Source organism: Citrobacter amalonaticus, from assembly GCF_018323885.1.
GTDB lineage: Bacteria > Pseudomonadota > Gammaproteobacteria > Enterobacterales > Enterobacteriaceae > Citrobacter_A > Citrobacter_A amalonaticus.
Genome location: NZ_AP024585.1, coordinates 3,710,515 through 3,726,966, shown reverse-complemented (window position 1 = coordinate 3,726,966; position 16,452 = coordinate 3,710,515). Strand labels below are relative to the sequence as shown.

Annotated in this window: 15 protein-coding genes and 3 tRNA genes; 9 read left to right on the top strand and 9 right to left on the bottom strand. The window is 54.1% G+C overall.

Annotation, left to right across the window (positions count from 1 at the left end; all coding sequences use genetic code 11):
• Positions 1-128 precede the first annotated feature (128 nt).
• The gene (gene amiC, locus KI228_RS17675; protein ID WP_042999483.1) at positions 129-1,382 is read left to right on the top strand and encodes an N-acetylmuramoyl-L-alanine amidase AmiC; all 1,254 of its coding nucleotides are present in this window, start codon (positions 129-131) and stop codon (positions 1,380-1,382) included.
• A gap of 72 nt (positions 1,383-1,454) precedes the next feature.
• Here amiC and KI228_RS17670 read toward each other — a convergent pair.
• From KI228_RS17670 to KI228_RS17660, 3 genes are all read right to left on the bottom strand, one after another.
• Positions 1,455-1,531: transfer RNA gene (locus KI228_RS17670), tRNA-Met, on the bottom strand.
• Between the two features lie 64 nt (positions 1,532-1,595).
• Positions 1,596-1,672: transfer RNA gene (locus KI228_RS17665), tRNA-Met, on the bottom strand.
• 63 nt (positions 1,673-1,735) lie between these two features.
• A tRNA-Met gene (locus KI228_RS17660) sits at positions 1,736-1,812 on the bottom strand.
• 207 nt (positions 1,813-2,019) lie between these two features.
• Between KI228_RS17660 and mltA the strand changes: the two genes are divergently transcribed.
• Together mltA and tcdA are read left to right on the top strand one after the other, a co-directional pair.
• Positions 2,020-3,117, top strand: a complete 1,098-nt coding sequence (gene mltA, locus KI228_RS17655; RefSeq protein ID WP_042999484.1) for a murein transglycosylase A — start codon at positions 2,020-2,022, stop codon at positions 3,115-3,117.
• 107 nt (positions 3,118-3,224) lie between these two features.
• Positions 3,225-4,031: a tRNA cyclic N6-threonylcarbamoyladenosine(37) synthase TcdA gene (gene tcdA, locus KI228_RS17650; RefSeq protein ID WP_042999485.1), complete on the top strand. Its 807-nt coding sequence runs from the start codon at positions 3,225-3,227 to the stop codon at positions 4,029-4,031.
• A gap of 52 nt (positions 4,032-4,083) precedes the next feature.
• Here the strand turns inward: tcdA and csdE are convergent, their stop codons facing one another.
• Positions 4,084-4,530 (bottom strand): cysteine desulfurase sulfur acceptor subunit CsdE, encoded by a 447-nt coding sequence (gene csdE, locus KI228_RS17645; RefSeq protein ID WP_042999486.1) that lies wholly within the window; start codon positions 4,528-4,530, stop codon positions 4,084-4,086.
• Positions 4,530-5,735 (bottom strand): cysteine desulfurase CsdA, encoded by a 1,206-nt coding sequence (gene csdA / locus KI228_RS17640; RefSeq protein WP_061069650.1) that lies wholly within the window; start codon positions 5,733-5,735, stop codon positions 4,530-4,532. Before csdA ends, csdE begins: the two co-directional genes overlap by 1 nt.
• 192 nt (positions 5,736-5,927) lie before the next feature.
• Here csdA and KI228_RS17635 point away from each other — a divergent pair, with 192 nt between their 5' ends.
• From KI228_RS17635 to rlmM, 4 genes are all read left to right on the top strand, one after another.
• Positions 5,928-6,155, top strand: coding sequence for a YgdI/YgdR family lipoprotein (locus tag KI228_RS17635; protein WP_042322452.1), 228 nt, complete (start codon positions 5,928-5,930; stop codon positions 6,153-6,155).
• 350 nt (positions 6,156-6,505) lie between these two features.
• Complete coding sequence (gcvA, locus tag KI228_RS17630; protein ID WP_042999488.1) at positions 6,506-7,423, top strand: glycine cleavage system transcriptional regulator GcvA; 918 nt, start codon at positions 6,506-6,508, stop codon at positions 7,421-7,423.
• 18 nt (positions 7,424-7,441) lie between these two features.
• Positions 7,442-7,837 (top strand): DUF423 domain-containing protein, encoded by a 396-nt coding sequence (locus tag KI228_RS17625; RefSeq protein ID WP_042999489.1) that lies wholly within the window; start codon positions 7,442-7,444, stop codon positions 7,835-7,837.
• Entirely contained in the window at positions 7,830-8,930 is a 1,101-nt protein-coding gene (gene rlmM / locus KI228_RS17620; protein WP_042999490.1) for a 23S rRNA (cytidine(2498)-2'-O)-methyltransferase RlmM, read from the top strand. The genes KI228_RS17625 and rlmM overlap by 8 nt, the downstream gene beginning before the upstream one ends.
• A 64-nt stretch (positions 8,931-8,994) precedes the next feature.
• On the opposite strand, the gene fucR is transcribed toward rlmM, so the two are convergent.
• The 4 genes from fucR to fucI all read right to left on the bottom strand — a co-directional run bounded on the left by fucR (position 8,995) and on the right by fucI (position 13,460).
• Complete coding sequence (fucR, locus tag KI228_RS17615; protein WP_061069651.1) at positions 8,995-9,705, bottom strand: L-fucose operon activator; 711 nt, start codon at positions 9,703-9,705, stop codon at positions 8,995-8,997.
• Between the two features lie 42 nt (positions 9,706-9,747).
• The gene (gene fucU, locus KI228_RS17610; protein WP_042999492.1) at positions 9,748-10,170 is read right to left on the bottom strand and encodes an L-fucose mutarotase; all 423 of its coding nucleotides are present in this window, start codon (positions 10,168-10,170) and stop codon (positions 9,748-9,750) included.
• 11 nt (positions 10,171-10,181) lie between these two features.
• Positions 10,182-11,579 carry an L-fuculokinase gene (gene fucK, locus KI228_RS17605; protein WP_061069652.1) on the bottom strand — a complete coding sequence of 466 codons (1,398 nt, stop codon included), beginning with the start codon at positions 11,577-11,579 and terminating at the stop codon, positions 10,182-10,184.
• Positions 11,580-11,684: 105 nt separating this feature from the next.
• On the bottom strand, positions 11,685-13,460 hold the full coding sequence (gene fucI, locus KI228_RS17600) for an L-fucose isomerase (protein WP_061069653.1): 1,776 nt from the start codon (positions 13,458-13,460) through the stop codon (positions 11,685-11,687).
• 476 nt (positions 13,461-13,936) lie between these two features.
• Between fucI and KI228_RS17595 the strand changes: the two genes are divergently transcribed.
• Both KI228_RS17595 and KI228_RS17590 read left to right on the top strand, forming a co-directional pair.
• The gene (locus KI228_RS17595) at positions 13,937-15,436 is read left to right on the top strand and encodes a sugar ABC transporter ATP-binding protein (RefSeq protein WP_042999495.1); all 1,500 of its coding nucleotides are present in this window, start codon (positions 13,937-13,939) and stop codon (positions 15,434-15,436) included.
• A gap of 3 nt (positions 15,437-15,439) precedes the next feature.
• A complete protein-coding gene (locus tag KI228_RS17590; protein WP_044254230.1) occupies positions 15,440-16,423 on the top strand; it encodes an ABC transporter permease in 984 nt (327 codons plus the stop codon).
• Positions 16,424-16,452 lie beyond the last annotated feature (29 nt).

The window sequence follows — 16,452 nt, the reverse complement described above, 5'->3', positions numbered from 1 at the left end:
ACCGTGAATACAATAAGAATGTTTACCCTTTTATAGATGACAGATTATGCGTCATTCGTTAAAGTTTCCGGTCAATTTAGACGTTTACTATCTCATCACCAATACGTTTTATTTTGCTCGGGAGAAGCATGTCAGGATCCAATCCACCTATTAGCCGCCGTCGTTTACTGCAAGGGGCGGGCGCCATGTGGCTATTGAGCGTCAGTCAGGTCGGTCTGGCTGCGGTCAGTCAGGTCATTGCGGTTCGTATTTGGCCAGCATCCAGTTACACCCGTGTGACGGTGGAATCGAATCAACAGCTGAAGTACAAGCAGTTTGCGCTGAGCAATCCTGAACGCGTGGTGGTGGATATTGAAGGTGTGAACCTGAATTCCGTGCTGAAAGGCATGGCGGCGCAAATTCGCCCCGACGATCCTTACATTAAGTCGGCACGCGTGGGACAGTTCGATCCGCAGACCGTGCGTATGGTGTTCGAACTGAAGCAAAATGTGAAACCACAGCTGTTCGCGCTGGCACCGGTGGCGGGTTTTAAAGAGCGTCTGGTTATGGATCTCTATCCGGCCAATGCGCAGGATATGCAGGATCCGCTGCTGGCGCTGCTGGAAGATTACAACAAAGGCGATCTTGATAAGCAGGTACCGCCCGCGCAGAGTGGGCCTCAGCCGGGTAAAGCGGGACGCGATCGCCCGATCGTGATCATGCTCGATCCAGGGCATGGCGGTGAGGATTCAGGCGCTGTCGGTAAATACAAGACGCGTGAGAAAGATGTGGTGTTGCAGATTGCCCGTCGGCTGCGCGCGTTAATCGAGAAAGAAGGCAATATGAAGGTTTATATGACGCGAAATGAAGATATTTTCATTCCGCTCAAGGTGCGAGTGGCGAAAGCCCAGAAGCAGCGGGCCGACCTGTTTGTCTCGATTCATGCGGATGCGTTCACCAGTCGCCAGCCCAGCGGTTCGTCCGTGTTTGCGCTGTCGACCAAAGGGGCGACCAGTACGGCGGCGAAATATCTGGCGCAAACGCAGAACGCCTCGGATTTGATCGGCGGCGTGAGCAAAAGCGGCGACCGCTACGTCGACCACACCATGTTCGATATGGTGCAATCGCTGACCATCGCCGACAGCCTGAAGTTTGGTAAAGCGGTGCTTAACAAACTCGGCAGGATTAACAATCTGCATAAAAATCAGGTGGAACAGGCCGGGTTTGCGGTGCTGAAAGCGCCGGATATCCCGTCGATTCTCGTTGAAACGGCGTTTATCAGTAACATCGAAGAAGAGCGAAAGCTGAAAACAGCCACCTTCCAGCAGGAAGTGGCAGAGTCGATTCTGGCTGGGATCAAAGCGTACTTCGCCGATGGGGCGACGCTGGCGAGAAGGGGATAATAAAAAAGCGCTGAAAAGCGCTTTTTTTACGAACCGCAGATACAAAAAAACACCCGTTAAGGTGTTTAGTATTGGTTGCGGGGGCCGGATTTGAACCGACGACCTTCGGGTTATGAGCCCGACGAGCTACCAGGCTGCTCCACCCCGCGTCCGTCTTCCTGCTTCGCATTTTTAAACTGCTTTGCAGAATTAGATACTGCATCAAAATTTGATTGGTTGCGGGGGCCGGATTTGAACCGACGACCTTCGGGTTATGAGCCCGACGAGCTACCAGGCTGCTCCACCCCGCGTCCGCCATTCTGCTGCGCATTTTAAGCTGCTTTGCAGAAGCATGTACTGCATCAAATTTTAATTGGTTGCGGGGGCCGGATTTGAACCGACGACCTTCGGGTTATGAGCCCGACGAGCTACCAGGCTGCTCCACCCCGCGTCCGTGGATGCGCACTATACTCTGCTAACATTTTCATGCAACCCTTTTTTCACCTGGATCACGGTTTCGGGATGAAAATGAACAAAAACAAGGCATTTCAGTTTAAATAATGTGCAAAATTTGCGTCTGGGCAGCGGTGCTCGTTTCATTAGCGGGCCGGGTTTGTTATCTTCATGACGCATGATTTACAGCTAAAAGAAGAGAACAATGAAAGGACGTTGGGTAAGTTACCTTCTCATGGGCGCGGTGGTTGCAATGCTGGCTGCCTGTTCCTCTAAACCAACCGATCGCGGACAGCAGTATAAAGACGGGAAGTTTACCCAGCCTTTCTCACTGGTGAACCAGCCGGATGCCATCGGCGCACCGATCAACGCCGGCGATTTTGCCGAGCAGGTCAATCAGATCCGCAGTGCTTCTCCGCGTCTGTACGGCAATCAAAGCAACGTTTATAACGCGGTGCAGGACTGGCTGCGCTCTGGCGGCGATACGCGCACCATGCGCCAGTTTGGTCTCGACGCCTGGCAGATGGAAGGTGCCGATAACTACGGCAACGTGCAGTTTACCGGTTACTACACGCCGGTGATTCAGGCGCGCCATACGCGTCAGGGCGAATTCCAGTACCCAATCTATCGCATGCCGCCGAAACGGGGACGCTTGCCGTCTCGCGCGGAGATTTACGCGGGCGCACTGAGCGAGAACTACATTCTGGCGTACAGCAACTCTCTGATGGATAACTTCATCATGGACGTCCAGGGTAGCGGCTATATCGATTTTGGCGACGGCTCCCCGTTGAACTTCTTTAGCTATGCCGGGAAAAACGGGCATGCCTATCGCAGCATCGGCAAAGTACTGATCGATCGAGGCGAAGTGAAGAAAGAAGATATGTCGATGCAGGCGATTCGCCACTGGGGCGAAACCCACAGCGAAGCAGAAGTGCGTGAGCTGCTGGAGCAGAATCCGTCATTCGTCTTCTTTAAACCGCAATCTTTTGCCCCGGTGAAAGGTGCCAGTGCTGTACCGCTGATTGGTCGCGCGTCGGTGGCGTCTGACCGCAGTATTATTCCGGCAGGCACCACGCTGCTCGCCGAAGTCCCGCTGCTGGACAACAACGGGAAATTTAACGGGCAGTATGAACTGCGCCTGATGGTGGCGCTGGATGTCGGCGGGGCAATTAAAGGCCAGCACTTTGACATTTACCAGGGCATCGGGCCAGACGCCGGACACCGCGCAGGCTGGTACAATCACTATGGTCGCGTGTGGGTGCTGAAGAGCGCACCGGGCGCAGGTAACGTGTTCAGCGGCTAGTTGTCGGATGGCGCTTCGCTTATCCGTCTACATCATCGGGTAGGCCTGATAAGGCGCAGCCGCCATCAGGCAGTCATACCGTTCGATATTAATGAATTTGAGGTGTTATGTCTGTGGTTATCAGTGATGCCTGGCGTCAGCGTTTTGGCGGCACCGCGCGTCTGTATGGTGAAAAAGCCCTGCAATTGTTTGCCGATGCGCATGTCTGCGTGGTTGGGATCGGCGGCGTCGGTTCCTGGGCGGCAGAAGCTCTGGCGCGAACCGGGATTGGCGCGATTACGCTCATCGATATGGATGACGTGTGCGTGACCAACACCAACCGCCAGATCCATGCTCTGCGCGACACTGTTGGGCTGGCGAAAGCCGAGGTGATGGCTGAGCGTATCCGCCAGATTAACCCCGAGTGCCGGGTGACGGTAGTCGATGATTTTGTGACGCCGGATAACGTCACAGAATACATGAGCGCAGGCTTTAGCTATGTGATTGACGCCATTGACAGCGTGCGGCCAAAAGCGGCGCTGATTGCGTACTGTCGGCGCAATAAGATCCCGCTGGTGACCACCGGCGGCGCGGGTGGGCAGATTGACCCGACGCAGATTCAGGTTGTTGACCTGGCGAAAACGATTCAGGATCCGCTGGCGGCGAAACTGCGCGAACGATTGAAAAGCGATTTTGGCGTCGTGAAAAACAGCAAAGGCAAACTCGGCGTCGACTGCGTGTTTTCAACGGAAGCGCTGGTGTATCCGCAGTCTGATGGCAGTGTGTGCGCCATGAAGGCGACGGCGGAAGGACCCAAACGAATGGACTGTGCGTCGGGGTTCGGTGCGGCAACGATGGTTACCGCCACGTTCGGTTTTGTAGCAGTATCCCATGCGTTAAAAAAGATGATGGCAAAAGCGGCGCGTCAGGGCTGAGATTCTCTTGCGCGGGGCAATGCGTCGCAGGCCGGAAGACGAGCCTGCGTCGTCATCCGGCAGCGTGAGCCGCTTCGACGATCGCTTCATTGAGTGCCTCCAGCCCCTGACTGCGCGACGCGCTGAGCTGCGTGCGTAATCCCAGTTCATCAAACAAGGCCAGCGGCGAATGGGCCAGCAGTTCCGCTGCGGTTTTCCCTTCTGCGGCGGTCAGTAATACCGCCAGCAGTCCGCGCACGATGCGACCTTCACTGTCGCCGAAAAAGTGTAAAGTGCCCTTTTCAGAGCGCGTATATCCCAGCCAGACGCGATTTTCGCAGCCCGCGATCTCTTTAGCCTGCGCTTTGAGATCGTCGGGCAGTGCCGGCAGCTGTTTACCGAGCAAAATCAGCTGTCGATATTTGTCTTCCCACTGGGTCAGCGGGATAAAGGTATGACGCAACGTCTCTTCGGTTACGGTTGTGCCAAACGGGTGTCCGGCAAACATTGGGCTAGTCATTAATCCACCAGTATTTCCAGGGCGCGATCAACGGCGTTGATCAACGCATCCACATCACTTTGGGTATTATACGGTGCGAATGAGGCACGTAGCGTACCCGAGACGCCAAGTTCAGCCAGCAGCGGCTGCGCGCAGTGCTGACCGGCACGTAGCGCAATACCATATTCCGCCAGCAGGGTGACCATATCGCTATGATGAACGCCAGCAAAATCAAAGGCCAGCAGACTGGAGTCCTGACAGCGAAATGAGCGAAATCCCGGACGCTGGGCCAGCGCCTCTTCCGCCAGTGTAGCTAGCCCCCGACTCCAGCTTTCCGCCTGGGCGATATCAACATCGGCTAGCCATTCCAGCGCGGCGCTCATGCCAATCACGCCAGCGACGTTAGGGGTACCTGCTTCGAGCTTCCACGGTGCGGCCAGGGTAGTGAAGCCCTCGAAACTGACGTCGTTGATCATCTTACCGCCACCGAGCCATGGCGACATGGCCTCCAGCAGCGCCGGTTTGCCGTAAAGCACGCCGATACCGGTTGGACCGTACAGCTTATGGCCTGAGAAGGCGTAGAAATCGATGTCGAGCGCCTGGACATCCACCGGGAAATGGACGGCTCCTTGCGCGCCATCCACCATCACTACCATGCCCGCGGCATGGGCGAGGGTAATGGCACGGGCTAAGTCCGGGCAGCCGCCGGTCACGTTCGACATCTGCCCCAGCGCGAGAATTCGGCTGCGCGGGGTGATGATTGTCTGCAGACGTTCAACGTCAGGCAGGTGCTGGGCATTGAGCGGCAGCTTGACCACTTTCGCCCCAGTTTGCTCTGCGAGCATCAGCCACGGCACGAGATTCGCGTGATGCTCCGCGACGCTGACGATGATTTCATCGCCCGGTTGCAGGCGAGGGCGGGCATAACTCTGCGCCACCATATTGATGGCCTCCGTCGTGCCCCGGGTCCAGACGATGGTTTTGTCATCTGGCGCATTCAGCAAATGCGCCACTTTTTCCCGTGCGGCCTCATAGCGCGCGGTCAGGCGCTGGGCTTCGGCGAACTGGCTGCGATGGACGTTGCCAGCGCTCAGGCTATAGAACTGCCGGGTCGCCTCGATGACGGCCTGCGGTTTAAGGGCCGTCGCGGCGCTATCCAGATAGACGCCCGCGTCAGCGAGTGCCGGAAATTGCGCGCGAAACTGCGCGGGATTGAAAGCGTTCATGGTATTCCTCGGTTCAGTAATCCGATCGTGGCGCAAATTGGTCGTTGATTCAAGAAGTGTACGGTCACCAGGAATCTTCTGGATGTTGTGGCGAAATCAGACCAGTAGCTTATGCTGAATTATGTTAGGCAAATCTTTTTGCCTGTTACGGAGTACGTTTTTAATAGCATAAACAGCTTTAAGGAGAAGAAGATGAAAAAGACTGCCGCAATTATTTCCGCATGTATGCTGACTTTTGCCCTGAGCGCCTGTTCCGGTCCGAACTACGTGATGCACACCAATGACGGGCGTAGCATCGTTGCGGACGGTAAGCCGAAAACCGATGATGAAACCGGGATGATTTCGTACAAGGACGCTAATGGCAACAAACAGCAGATCAATCGTACTGATGTGAAAGAGATGGTCGAGTTGGATCAGTAGTCGGTAGAGAGTAGGTAAAAAAAAGCACCGCAAATTGGCGGTGCTACATTAATCACTATGGACAGACAGGGTAAATGTACAGGAAGTGAAAAAGGGTAGCGTTGCTACCGTGGTCTGAATCGCAGACCAATTGCAAACACAACAACACAACATCACAACCGTAAGCCAAAAGCCCACCAGAACACGCATTCCGATAAAACTTTTCGTTCCGGCTCAGGAAGTGCCGCCACTATAGGTATTTGCTGGTAGTTCCTCAACGGACAAATTATAATGGCTCAGATTAAAAAAACTAATAGGTTACACAGTGTAGCTTAATTATTAAATTCTTTTAACATCAAAGTTTAAAAGCCATGTCAAAACGACTTCCACCTCTGAACGCATTACGTGTTTTTGATGCCGCCGCACGGCATCTGAGCTTCACCCGCGCAGCAGAAGAGCTTTTTGTGACGCAGGCCGCAGTAAGCCACCAAATCAAGTCACTTGAGGATTTTTTGGGGCTTAAGCTGTTTCGCCGACGCAACCGTTCTCTTCTTCTTACTGAAGAAGGACAGAGCTACTTTCTCGACATAAAAGAGATTTTTTCGCAATTAACCGAAGCGACGCGTAAACTTCAGGCGCGAAGTGCAAAGGGGGCGTTGACGGTCAGTTTATTGCCCAGTTTTGCGATTCAGTGGCTGGTGCCCCGACTCTCTAGCTTTAACTCAGCTTATCCGGGAATTGACGTCAGAATCCAGGCCGTGGACCGTCAGGAAGACAAACTGGCGGACGATGTTGACGTGGCGATTTTTTATGGTCGCGGTAACTGGCCTGGACTGCGCGTAGAGAAATTGTACGCCGAATATCTGTTGCCGGTGTGTTCGCCGTTGCTGTTGACGGGCGATAAGCCCCTGAAATCGCCAGAGGATTTGGCTTCGCATACTTTGCTACATGATGCCTCACGTCGTGACTGGCAAACTTACACGCGACAGCTAGGGTTAAATCACATCAACGTCCAGCAGGGCCCTATCTTTAGCCACAGCGCGATGGTGCTGCAGGCCGCTATCCACGGACAGGGCGTAGCGCTGGCGAATAACGTGATGGCGCAGTCAGAAATTGAAGCGGGGCGACTGGTCTGCCCGTTTAATGATGTACTGGTCAGTAAAAACGCATTTTATCTGGTTTGTCATGACAGTCAGGCAGAACTGGGTAAAATAGCCGCCTTCCGTCAGTGGATACTGGCGAAAGCGGCCACGGAACAAGAGAAATTCCGCTTTCGTTACGAACAATAACTTACGTAGGGTATTACCATGACCAGCCGTTTTATGCTGATTTTTGCCGCTATCAGCGGCTTTATTTATGTCGCTCTGGGGGCTTTCGGTGCGCATGTCCTGAGCAAAACCCTCGGTGTGGTTGAAATGAGCTGGATCCAGACCGGCCTGCAATATCAGGCGTTTCATACGCTGGCGATATTCGGGCTGTCGGTTGCGATGCAACGCCGGATCAGCATCTGGTTTTACTGGAGTAGCGTTTTCCTCGCGCTAGGAACGGTGCTGTTTAGCGGCAGCCTGTATTGCCTGGCACTGTCTCATCTGCGCCTGTGGGCGTTTGTTACCCCTGTCGGCGGCGTCAGCTTCCTGGCAGGTTGGGTGCTGATGTTAATCGGCGCTATCCGTTTGAAGCGTAAGGGCGTAGTTCATGAATAAGGTTGTGTTGTTGTGTCGCCCGGGCTTTGAAAAAGAGTGTGCCGCAGAAATCACCGATAAAGCAGGGCGTCGGGAGTATTTCGGTTTTGCCCGCGTCAAAGAAAATGCAGGCTATGTCATCTATGAGTGCTATCAGGCCGAAGACGCCGAAAAAATTATCAGCGAGCTGCCATTCAGTTCGCTGATTTTTGCCCGCCAGTGGTTTGTGGTCGGCGAGTTGCTCCAGCACTTGCCGCCGGAAGATCGCATTACGCCGATTGTCGGCATGTTGCAGGGCGTGGTGGAAAAGGGTGGCGATCTGCGCGTGGAAGTGGCGGATACGAACGAAAGTAAAGAGCTGATGAAGTTCTGTCGCAAATTCACGGTGCCGCTGCGAGCCGCCCTGCGCGAGGCTGGCGTGCTGACGAATTATGAGACGCCGAAGCGCCCGGTGGTGCACGTCTTTTTTATCGCGCCAGGCTGCTGCTATACCGGTTACTCGTATGCCAGTAATAACTCGCCGTACTATATGGGCATTCCGCGCCTGAAGTTCCCGGCCGATGCGCCCAGCCGCTCGACGCTGAAGCTGGAAGAAGCGTTGCACGTGTTTATTCCGCAAGATGAGTGGGATGAGCGTCTGGCAAACGGGATGTACGCGGTGGATTTAGGTGCCTGCCCCGGCGGCTGGACCTATCAACTGGTCAAACGCAATATGTGGGTGTATTCGGTCGATAACGGCCCGATGGCGCAAAGTCTGATGGATACCGGACAGGTTACCTGGCTGCGCGAAGACGGCTTTAAGTATCGCCCCAACCGCAACAACATCTCGTGGATGGTGTGCGATATGGTTGAGAAGCCGGCGAAAGTGGCGGCGTTGATGGCGCAGTGGTTGGTCAACGGCTGGTGCCGGGAAACTATCTTTAACCTCAAGTTGCCAATGAAAAAACGCTACGAAGAGGTCTCGCAGAATCTGGCCTATCTCCAGGCGCAGCTTGATGAGCATGGCGTGAATGCGCAAATTCAGGCGCGGCAGTTGTACCACGACCGTGAAGAAGTGACGGTGCACGTGCGTCGCCTGTGGGCCGCCGTAGGCGGACGTCGCGACGAGCGCTAGCTCGCGCCGTTGCAGATCTGATGCACTGATGTTCATCAGGTCTGCAACCCATTCCCGTTAGTGGTTATGACTGCGGCGTGTCCGACACAATATGCGTTACGTCATCCAGATGACCGAGTCGGGCTTCTCCGGAACGATTGAATTTGCTTTTGTCGATCAGCAATAACGACTGTGACGCGCGTTTCAGCAGGACTGATTTGAAATCCGCGTTGAAGGTGCTGGAATCCCACAGTGCGCCGTGACGGTCGATCCCTTCGCAGGAAAAAATGAACAGATCGATATCAAGAAATTTGAGTTGTGAAATGAGTGCGGGGTTGACGTAGCAGCCGTGTTTGCGCTCCAGCCGGCCACCAGAACTGATGAGCTGAAGTTGTTGGCGTTTGCCGAGCTCCTGACAAATCGGCTGGCTGTTGGTGAAAACCTGTATATTGATATCCGGTAGTTGCCGCGCCAGATACCAGCAGGTGGAGCTGGCATCCAGCGCAATCACCATCCCTTCTTCAATCCAGCTCAGCGCCTTTCGGGCAATATCGGCTTTGTGCGCGTAATGGCTCTTCAGCCGTATATGGAAGGGATCGCCACTGTCCGGGTTTTCCCGGGCGATTCTTTTAACGCGCCCGTGGTTGCGCAGAACCTTCCCTTGTTCCTGTAGTTCACTGAGATCGCGGCGGATCGTCTCTTTACTGACGTTGAGCTGAACGGCCAGTGCTTCGGTGGTCAGGCTTTTATGCTGACTGAGCAGATCCACAATCGTCTGCTGGCGTGCCGCTTTCATCTCTTCTCACCTCTCAATCAAATGCCCTGACCGCGATTGAGATTACGGGGTTACCCCTTTTTTTAAAAGAATATTCCCGTACTTTGCGCACTCGCCGGTGATAACAATGGCAAAGGCCTTTTGTGCACGGGCGTAGAAGGCGAAACGATCGATTCGCGCGATCTCCGGGCATGGCGCCTGTAGGGAAAGCGCTTCGCGATAGCGTGTTTCAACGTGCGGGTCAAGGGTATCGCCCTCGACGGCAGCCATCATCACCAGCGGTGGCGCATAGCTGTCGAGTTCAAACAGCGGGATCACGGCTCGCAGTAAGTCGCTGACGCTGAGACCATCCGCACGGATCACCTGCGGTCCCATGCTGTGCGCCGGGAAGTGCGCGTCTGAGAAAATAATCTCATCGCCGTGTCCCATTTGCGCCAGTACTTTAAGTAACTCCGGCGAAATGAGGGGAGAAATCGTTTTAAGCATGCGAGATTCCTTTACAGTGTTTCGGGATAGAAATAACGGTACTGGTAGCGCACTTGTTCTCTGGCCTGTTGCGGGCTGGAAAACGCACCGATACCGTACCAGCCGTACATCGCCGCGCCGGCAACGGTGGTTTCTGCGTCATCCAGCACTTTGATGGGGATCTCCAGGGTGTTGGCCTTAATCTGATTCCATAGCGTATTGCGACTCCCACCTCCGACCAGCAGCAGTTCTGTGGCGTTGAACTGGCCAATTTTTTCCAGCGTATGCAGGTTATGTCGCAACTGGTCCGTTAATCCTTCCAGCGCCGCGCGATAGAAATGACCGCGGGTGGTATTCAGGGTGACGCCACGCCAGCCTGCATCCACAGAGGAAAGCAGCTCGCACTGCATCCGCACGCCATCGGCCCCGGCGGGAACCGCTTTCGCTTCCGCAATCAAGGTTTGCCACGGGGTTTCGGGTGTCCACAGCAGCTTGCGCACCCATTCAAGGATGCCGGAGGCAAGCCATTGCATCCCTGGATTGTAAAGCCCCGGCTGGCTGTCCAGTTCACAGGTTGAACCGGCATGACTGCTCAGTAACGCTGTATTGACTCTGGCGCTACGCACCATCAGGATTTCCCACGTGCCGGAAGAGAGAACTGGCTCATCTTGCCCCGCACCGGCGCCAAACAGCGCGAACTGGGTATCGTGTCCGGCAGAGATCACGGGAATTCCCGGTGGGAGACCGAGCATCGTTGCCATTGCGGGCCGCAACGAACCTACCAGTTCACCGGCTTCCACGAGTCGCGGGAAGAGCCGTCTCGGCAACCCTGCGGCCTGCAAGATATCGGCGCTGAAATCCCGCTGCTGAATATCCAGCATTTGGCTGGTGCCCGCCATGGTGATGTCAGTGGTGAATTCGCCGGTCAGGCGATGAGTAATGAGTGAGGAGATAAACAGCCAGGCGTGCGCTTGATCCAGCCGTTGCGGGTGATTTTCTTTAAGCCAAATCAGCTTATATAAGGTGTTGAAGCTGAATGCGCCGACGCCGGAAAGCGTCTGCAACTGACGCGGCGGCATAAAGCGGCTGATATTTTCCATTATCGCGGCAGTGCGCGGGCATTTCCAACTGATGATTGGGTAGAGCAATTCGCCGTCTTCATCGACCAGCGCGCCGTCAACGCCAAAGGTGGTGACGGTGATAGCGCGGATCTGAAAGGCCGAAAGTTCAGCCGACAGTGTCCGGCAGCACTGTGCGAAACGTTGCAGGATGGCGTCCAGCGACCACTGATGCCAGGCGGTGTTTTCCGTGGCTACCTCGCTGGCATTAGCAACCGCCGCACGAGCAACGATGTGTCCCTGACGATCTACGGCAATGGCCCGCACGTTGGTCGCGCCACAGTCGAGAACCAGGATGATTTCATTTTTCATAATGACTCCCGTTGCCGGATGGCGCTGTGCTTATCCGGCCCACGAGTCATTCCCCGTAGACCAGATAAGATGTGCCAGCGTCGCCATCAGGCAGTTGCGCGATCCTTAACGTTTATACAGTGGCCCGTAGTTCTGACAGGCGCGGTAGTCCTGGCCTTCTGTATCCATCCCGTGTGCGGCCCAGGCGGAAGGGCGGTAAATTTTCGCCTCTTCCACATTGTGCATGCAGACTGGAATGCGCAGCATCGCGGCGAGGGTGATGAAGTCTGCGCCGACGTGGCCGACGGTCAGCACGCCGTGGTTTGCCCCCCAGTTCGCCATCACGGAATAGACGTCGGAGAACGGTCCTTTGCTGGTAAGACGTGGCGCAAACCAGGTGGTAGGCCAACTGGAGTCGGTGCGTTTGTCGAGGGTGTCATGGACCTCTTTTGGTAGCTCGACGCTCCAGCCTTCCGCAATTTGCAGCACTGGTCCCAGGCCGTTGATGATGTTCACGCGGGTCATAGTGAACGGCACGCCGCCTTCGGTCAGGAAGCGTGATGAATAACCGCCGCCGCGAAAATATTCATGGATTGCCGGACACCACTCGGTTGCCGCGAGGCAGGCGTCAGCCTCCTGCTGCGTGATCTCCCAGTGTGGTTTCATCGTCGGTTTTCCTTCGCTGTCACGCTGTTTACAGGTGCCATCCAGCGCGGCGGAACCGGAGTTGATCAGATGGATAATGCCGTGTTCTGCCCGTCCGGTCAGCGGCTGACCGGTCACGCGTTCAACCGCTTCTGGTGACCAGTAGGTACGCACATCGGCAAAGACCTGCGCGGTGCCGGTCAACTGATGTCCCAGCAGCATGGCTACGCCGTTCAGACTGTCGTTTTCGGTGGCGACAACAAACGGTTCGCGTACACCGTTCCAGTCAAAAGAACTGTTCAGTAGCGCTTCGGCGGTATCACCGTTGGGATATTGATCGGTCCAGTGACGCTGTCCCTGGAAGCCTGCGGCAATCGCGTTATAACCGAGTGACTCCTCCACGCGTCCCATCTCCGCGAGCTTAGGATTTCCTTGCATCATGTCGCGAATGCACATTGCCATCAGCAGGCTTTCCCGCAGGATGGCCCGGCTCTGTTCGGCGTTGCGTTGATATTGCTTCGCGTTTTTATCTTCACCGTAGCGGAAGTGTTTATCCGCCCACGCCAACGCCATTTCCAGCTCGGCTTCGTCATAGATTTTTTGATCGATGCGGCGGCGCAGTTCGGTCATATCGACGGACTGGACCTTCATCCCCAGCCAGGACTCAAAGAAATGATGATCGACGATGGAACCAGCGATCCCCATCGACACCCCGCCCAGCGAAAGGTAGCTTTTTCCCTTCATGCTGGCGACGGCGAGCCCTGCCCGGGCGAATCGCAGCAGTTTTTCCTCAACGTCGGCTGGGATCGATGTATCTCCGGCATCCTGTACATCCTGGCCGTAGATGGAGAACGCTGGGATCCCTTTTTGGCTATGCGCTGCCAGCGCGGCAGCCAGGTAGACCGCGCCCGGACGTTCGGTACCGTTAAAGCCCCAGATGGCTTTCGGGCGCAGGGGATCCATATCGATGGTTTCGCTACCGTAGCACCAGCACGGTGTTACGGTGATTGTCAGGCCGACGTTTTGACTACTGAACTTTTCCTCACAGGCGGCGGATTCTGCCATTCCGGCAATACAGGTGTCGGCAATAACGCAGTCAACCGGGGTGCCACAGGCGTAGCGCAGTTTTTCTGTCAGCAGGGCGGCAGTGGCCTTTGCCATATTCATCGTCTGTGCTTCCAGAGATTCACGAACGCCCATTCGGCGTCCATCAATAACCGGACGAATACCAATTTTCGGCAGGCTGATCTTCTTCATTCGGGGTTCCTCATTTCACGTATAGGCGTGCTGCTCAGGTGGATGACAGGGCACCACCGCAGCAGTCGGCTGAAACAGGTAAATTTGCTAACTCGAGTTAGCTTAGGTATTGGCGTGTTTTTTACACAACTTTTTTCTGATGGGATTGTGAGGGGCTTCACGAGAAGTGGTTAAAATTCGATCTGCATCAAATAATTAAATGACAGTCAAATTTAGTAAAATATTTAAAATCAGATGCTTATAAATAAATGTCTGTGCGGTATCACAGTTTTAACCCAAATGATTTGGCTATTTTTGGTGGCTAAAATAGCTTTAAAGGGCAATTCGCTAACTCGAGTTAGCAATATCTGGCAACATATCGACGTGACGTAAACGTGTTTTCAGGAAGTATTCACATTCATGGTGACACTCGCTCCCTGAGAATGCACTTCGCCTGATTCACTGCCTGCAGTTTCTGATTATTGAGGAAAGCAGCAATGTCCGAAACATTTTTACAGATGAATCATATTACCAAACGCTTTCCCGGCGTATTAGCGTTGAGTAATGTGAACTTTACTCTTCGCAAGGGCGAAGTGCATGCGCTATTAGGTGAAAATGGTGCAGGCAAATCCACGCTGATGAAAATTTTGTCCGGTGTTTATCAACCGGATGAAGGGGATATTATATTTGAGGGGAAGCCTGTGTCATTCAGCGATCCGCTCAGCGCGCAGAATGCCGGGATTACCATTATTCATCAGGAATTTAATCTCTTTCCTGAATTAACCGTGGAAGAGAATATCTTTATCGGCAGAGAGTTTTGTAAAAATAACCGTTGGCGGCTGGATGAAAAACAGCAGCGACAGGCGGCAACCGAGATTTTGCAGAAATTAAACCTGAATATTTCGCCAGAAACGTTGGTGTCAGACCTGACCGTGGCGCAACAGCAGATGGTGGAGATCGCGAAAGCGATATCCGTCAATGCCAAAATCCTGATTATGGACGAACCCACCGCGGCGCTGACGGAAACAGAAATAGAAAGCTTATTCCAGGTGACCCGCCTGCTTAAAGCGCAGGGGACCGGGATTGTCTACATCTCGCATCGCCTGGAAGAGTTAGCGCTGATTGCCGATCGAGCGACGGTTATGCGCGACGGTCAATACATTGATACCGTTGATTATGAAACCGTGAAGATCAGTGAGCTGATTGCGATGATGGTCGGGCGCGAACTGGGGAATATCTATCCTCGCCGGGAAGCGCGGACGCATCAGGAACCGGTGCTGGAGGTTAACGGCCTCACGCGCAAAGGCGTGCTCAATAACATCGACTTTACGTTGAACCGGGGCGAGATACTGGGTTTTGCCGGGTTGATGGGCGCCGGGCGTACGGAGCTGGCGCGCGCCATTTTTGGCGCCGACCCCATCGACAGTGGAACCATTAAGTTGAACGGTAAGACCATTGTGATAAAGGGGATTTCTGACGCCATTGCGCAAGGCATTAGCTATTTAACCGAAGACCGTAAAAAAGAGGGACTGGCGCTTAATCTGTCCGTTGAGCGCAATATTATGTTGGGAAATTACCCTGAATATGCCGACCGTTTTGGTCACGTTGATTCGAAACGCTGCCAGCAAACGAGTGAAGAGCAGGTCAGGACGCTCAGAATCAAAACGCCACACCTTGAACAGGCGGCCCTGAATTTGAGTGGGGGAAATCAGCAAAAAATTATTATTGCCCGTTGGGTGTGCAAAGATACCGATATTCTTATTTTTGATGAACCTACACGTGGAATTGATGTCGGCGCTAAGCTGGAAATCTATGAATTAATGAATCGCCTCGTGGCAAAAGGGAAATCGATCATTATGATTTCTTCGGAATTACCGGAGGTGCTGGGTATGTGCGATCGTATCTTAGTTATGCGCAGTGGTCGTATTACCGGAGAATTAACTGCTGATAACGCCACACAAGAAAAAATCATGCAATATGCGACGTTAGAGGATTAAATCATGACCATCTCTGTAACCTCTTCAGACAGCAATAATAAGAAAATAAAAATTAATAAAGAACTTTTAATGCGCCTTGCACCGCTTTTTAGTTTGATTATCCTGGTTGTCTTTTTCAGTTTCAGTTCGCCGTTTTTCTTTAATACCGAAAATATTATGACAATTGCGCTGCAAACGTCGGTTATCGGCATTATGGCCATTGGCGTAACGTTTGTGATTATCACCGCAGGGATCGACCTCTCTTTAGGATCGGTGGTGGCGTTTTCCGGCGTTGCGGTCGGCATCTGCGCGACGCTCGGATTGCCGTTGCCGGTCTGTATTTTGGCAGGCGTGCTGGCCGGAGGGTTGTGTGGCTACGTGAATGGTCTGCTGGTGACCAAAATGACGATTCCCCCGTTCATCGCCACGCTGGGTCTGATGATGTCCGTCCGGGGAATGAACATGGTGATGACGGATGGGCGCGCTATCTATTTCGCCGATTATCCCACCTTCAAATTGCTGGCGCAGGGGCGTTTATTCGATGTGCTGCCGTATCCCGTGTTCTATCTGGTGATTGTGGCGCTGGTCGCCGGCTACATCCTCAAGAAAACGGTAATTGGTCGCTATGTCTATGCCGTGGGCAGTAATGAAGTGGCGGCGCACCTTTCCGGGATCAACGTTCAGCGCGTCAAAATCTTTGTCTATGCCTTCTGCGGCCTGCTGACCGGCATTGCCGGGGTGATTCTGGCCTCGCGTCTAAACTCCGGTCAGCCAACGGTCGGCGTCGGTTATGAACTGGAAGCCATTGCCGCAGTCGTGATCGGCGGCACCAGTCTGATGGGCGGAATTGGCACTATCGGCGGCACCATCATCGGTGCATTCATTATGAGCGTATTGAAAAACGGCCTGAACCTGATGGGGGTCTCTCAGTTCTGGCAAATGGTCGCGATGGGCATTGTGGTCGTCGCCGCTGTCTACCTCGATACGTTACGCAAAAAGATTCGTTGATTTACGCTCCCGGCAGTCACGGGGAACAC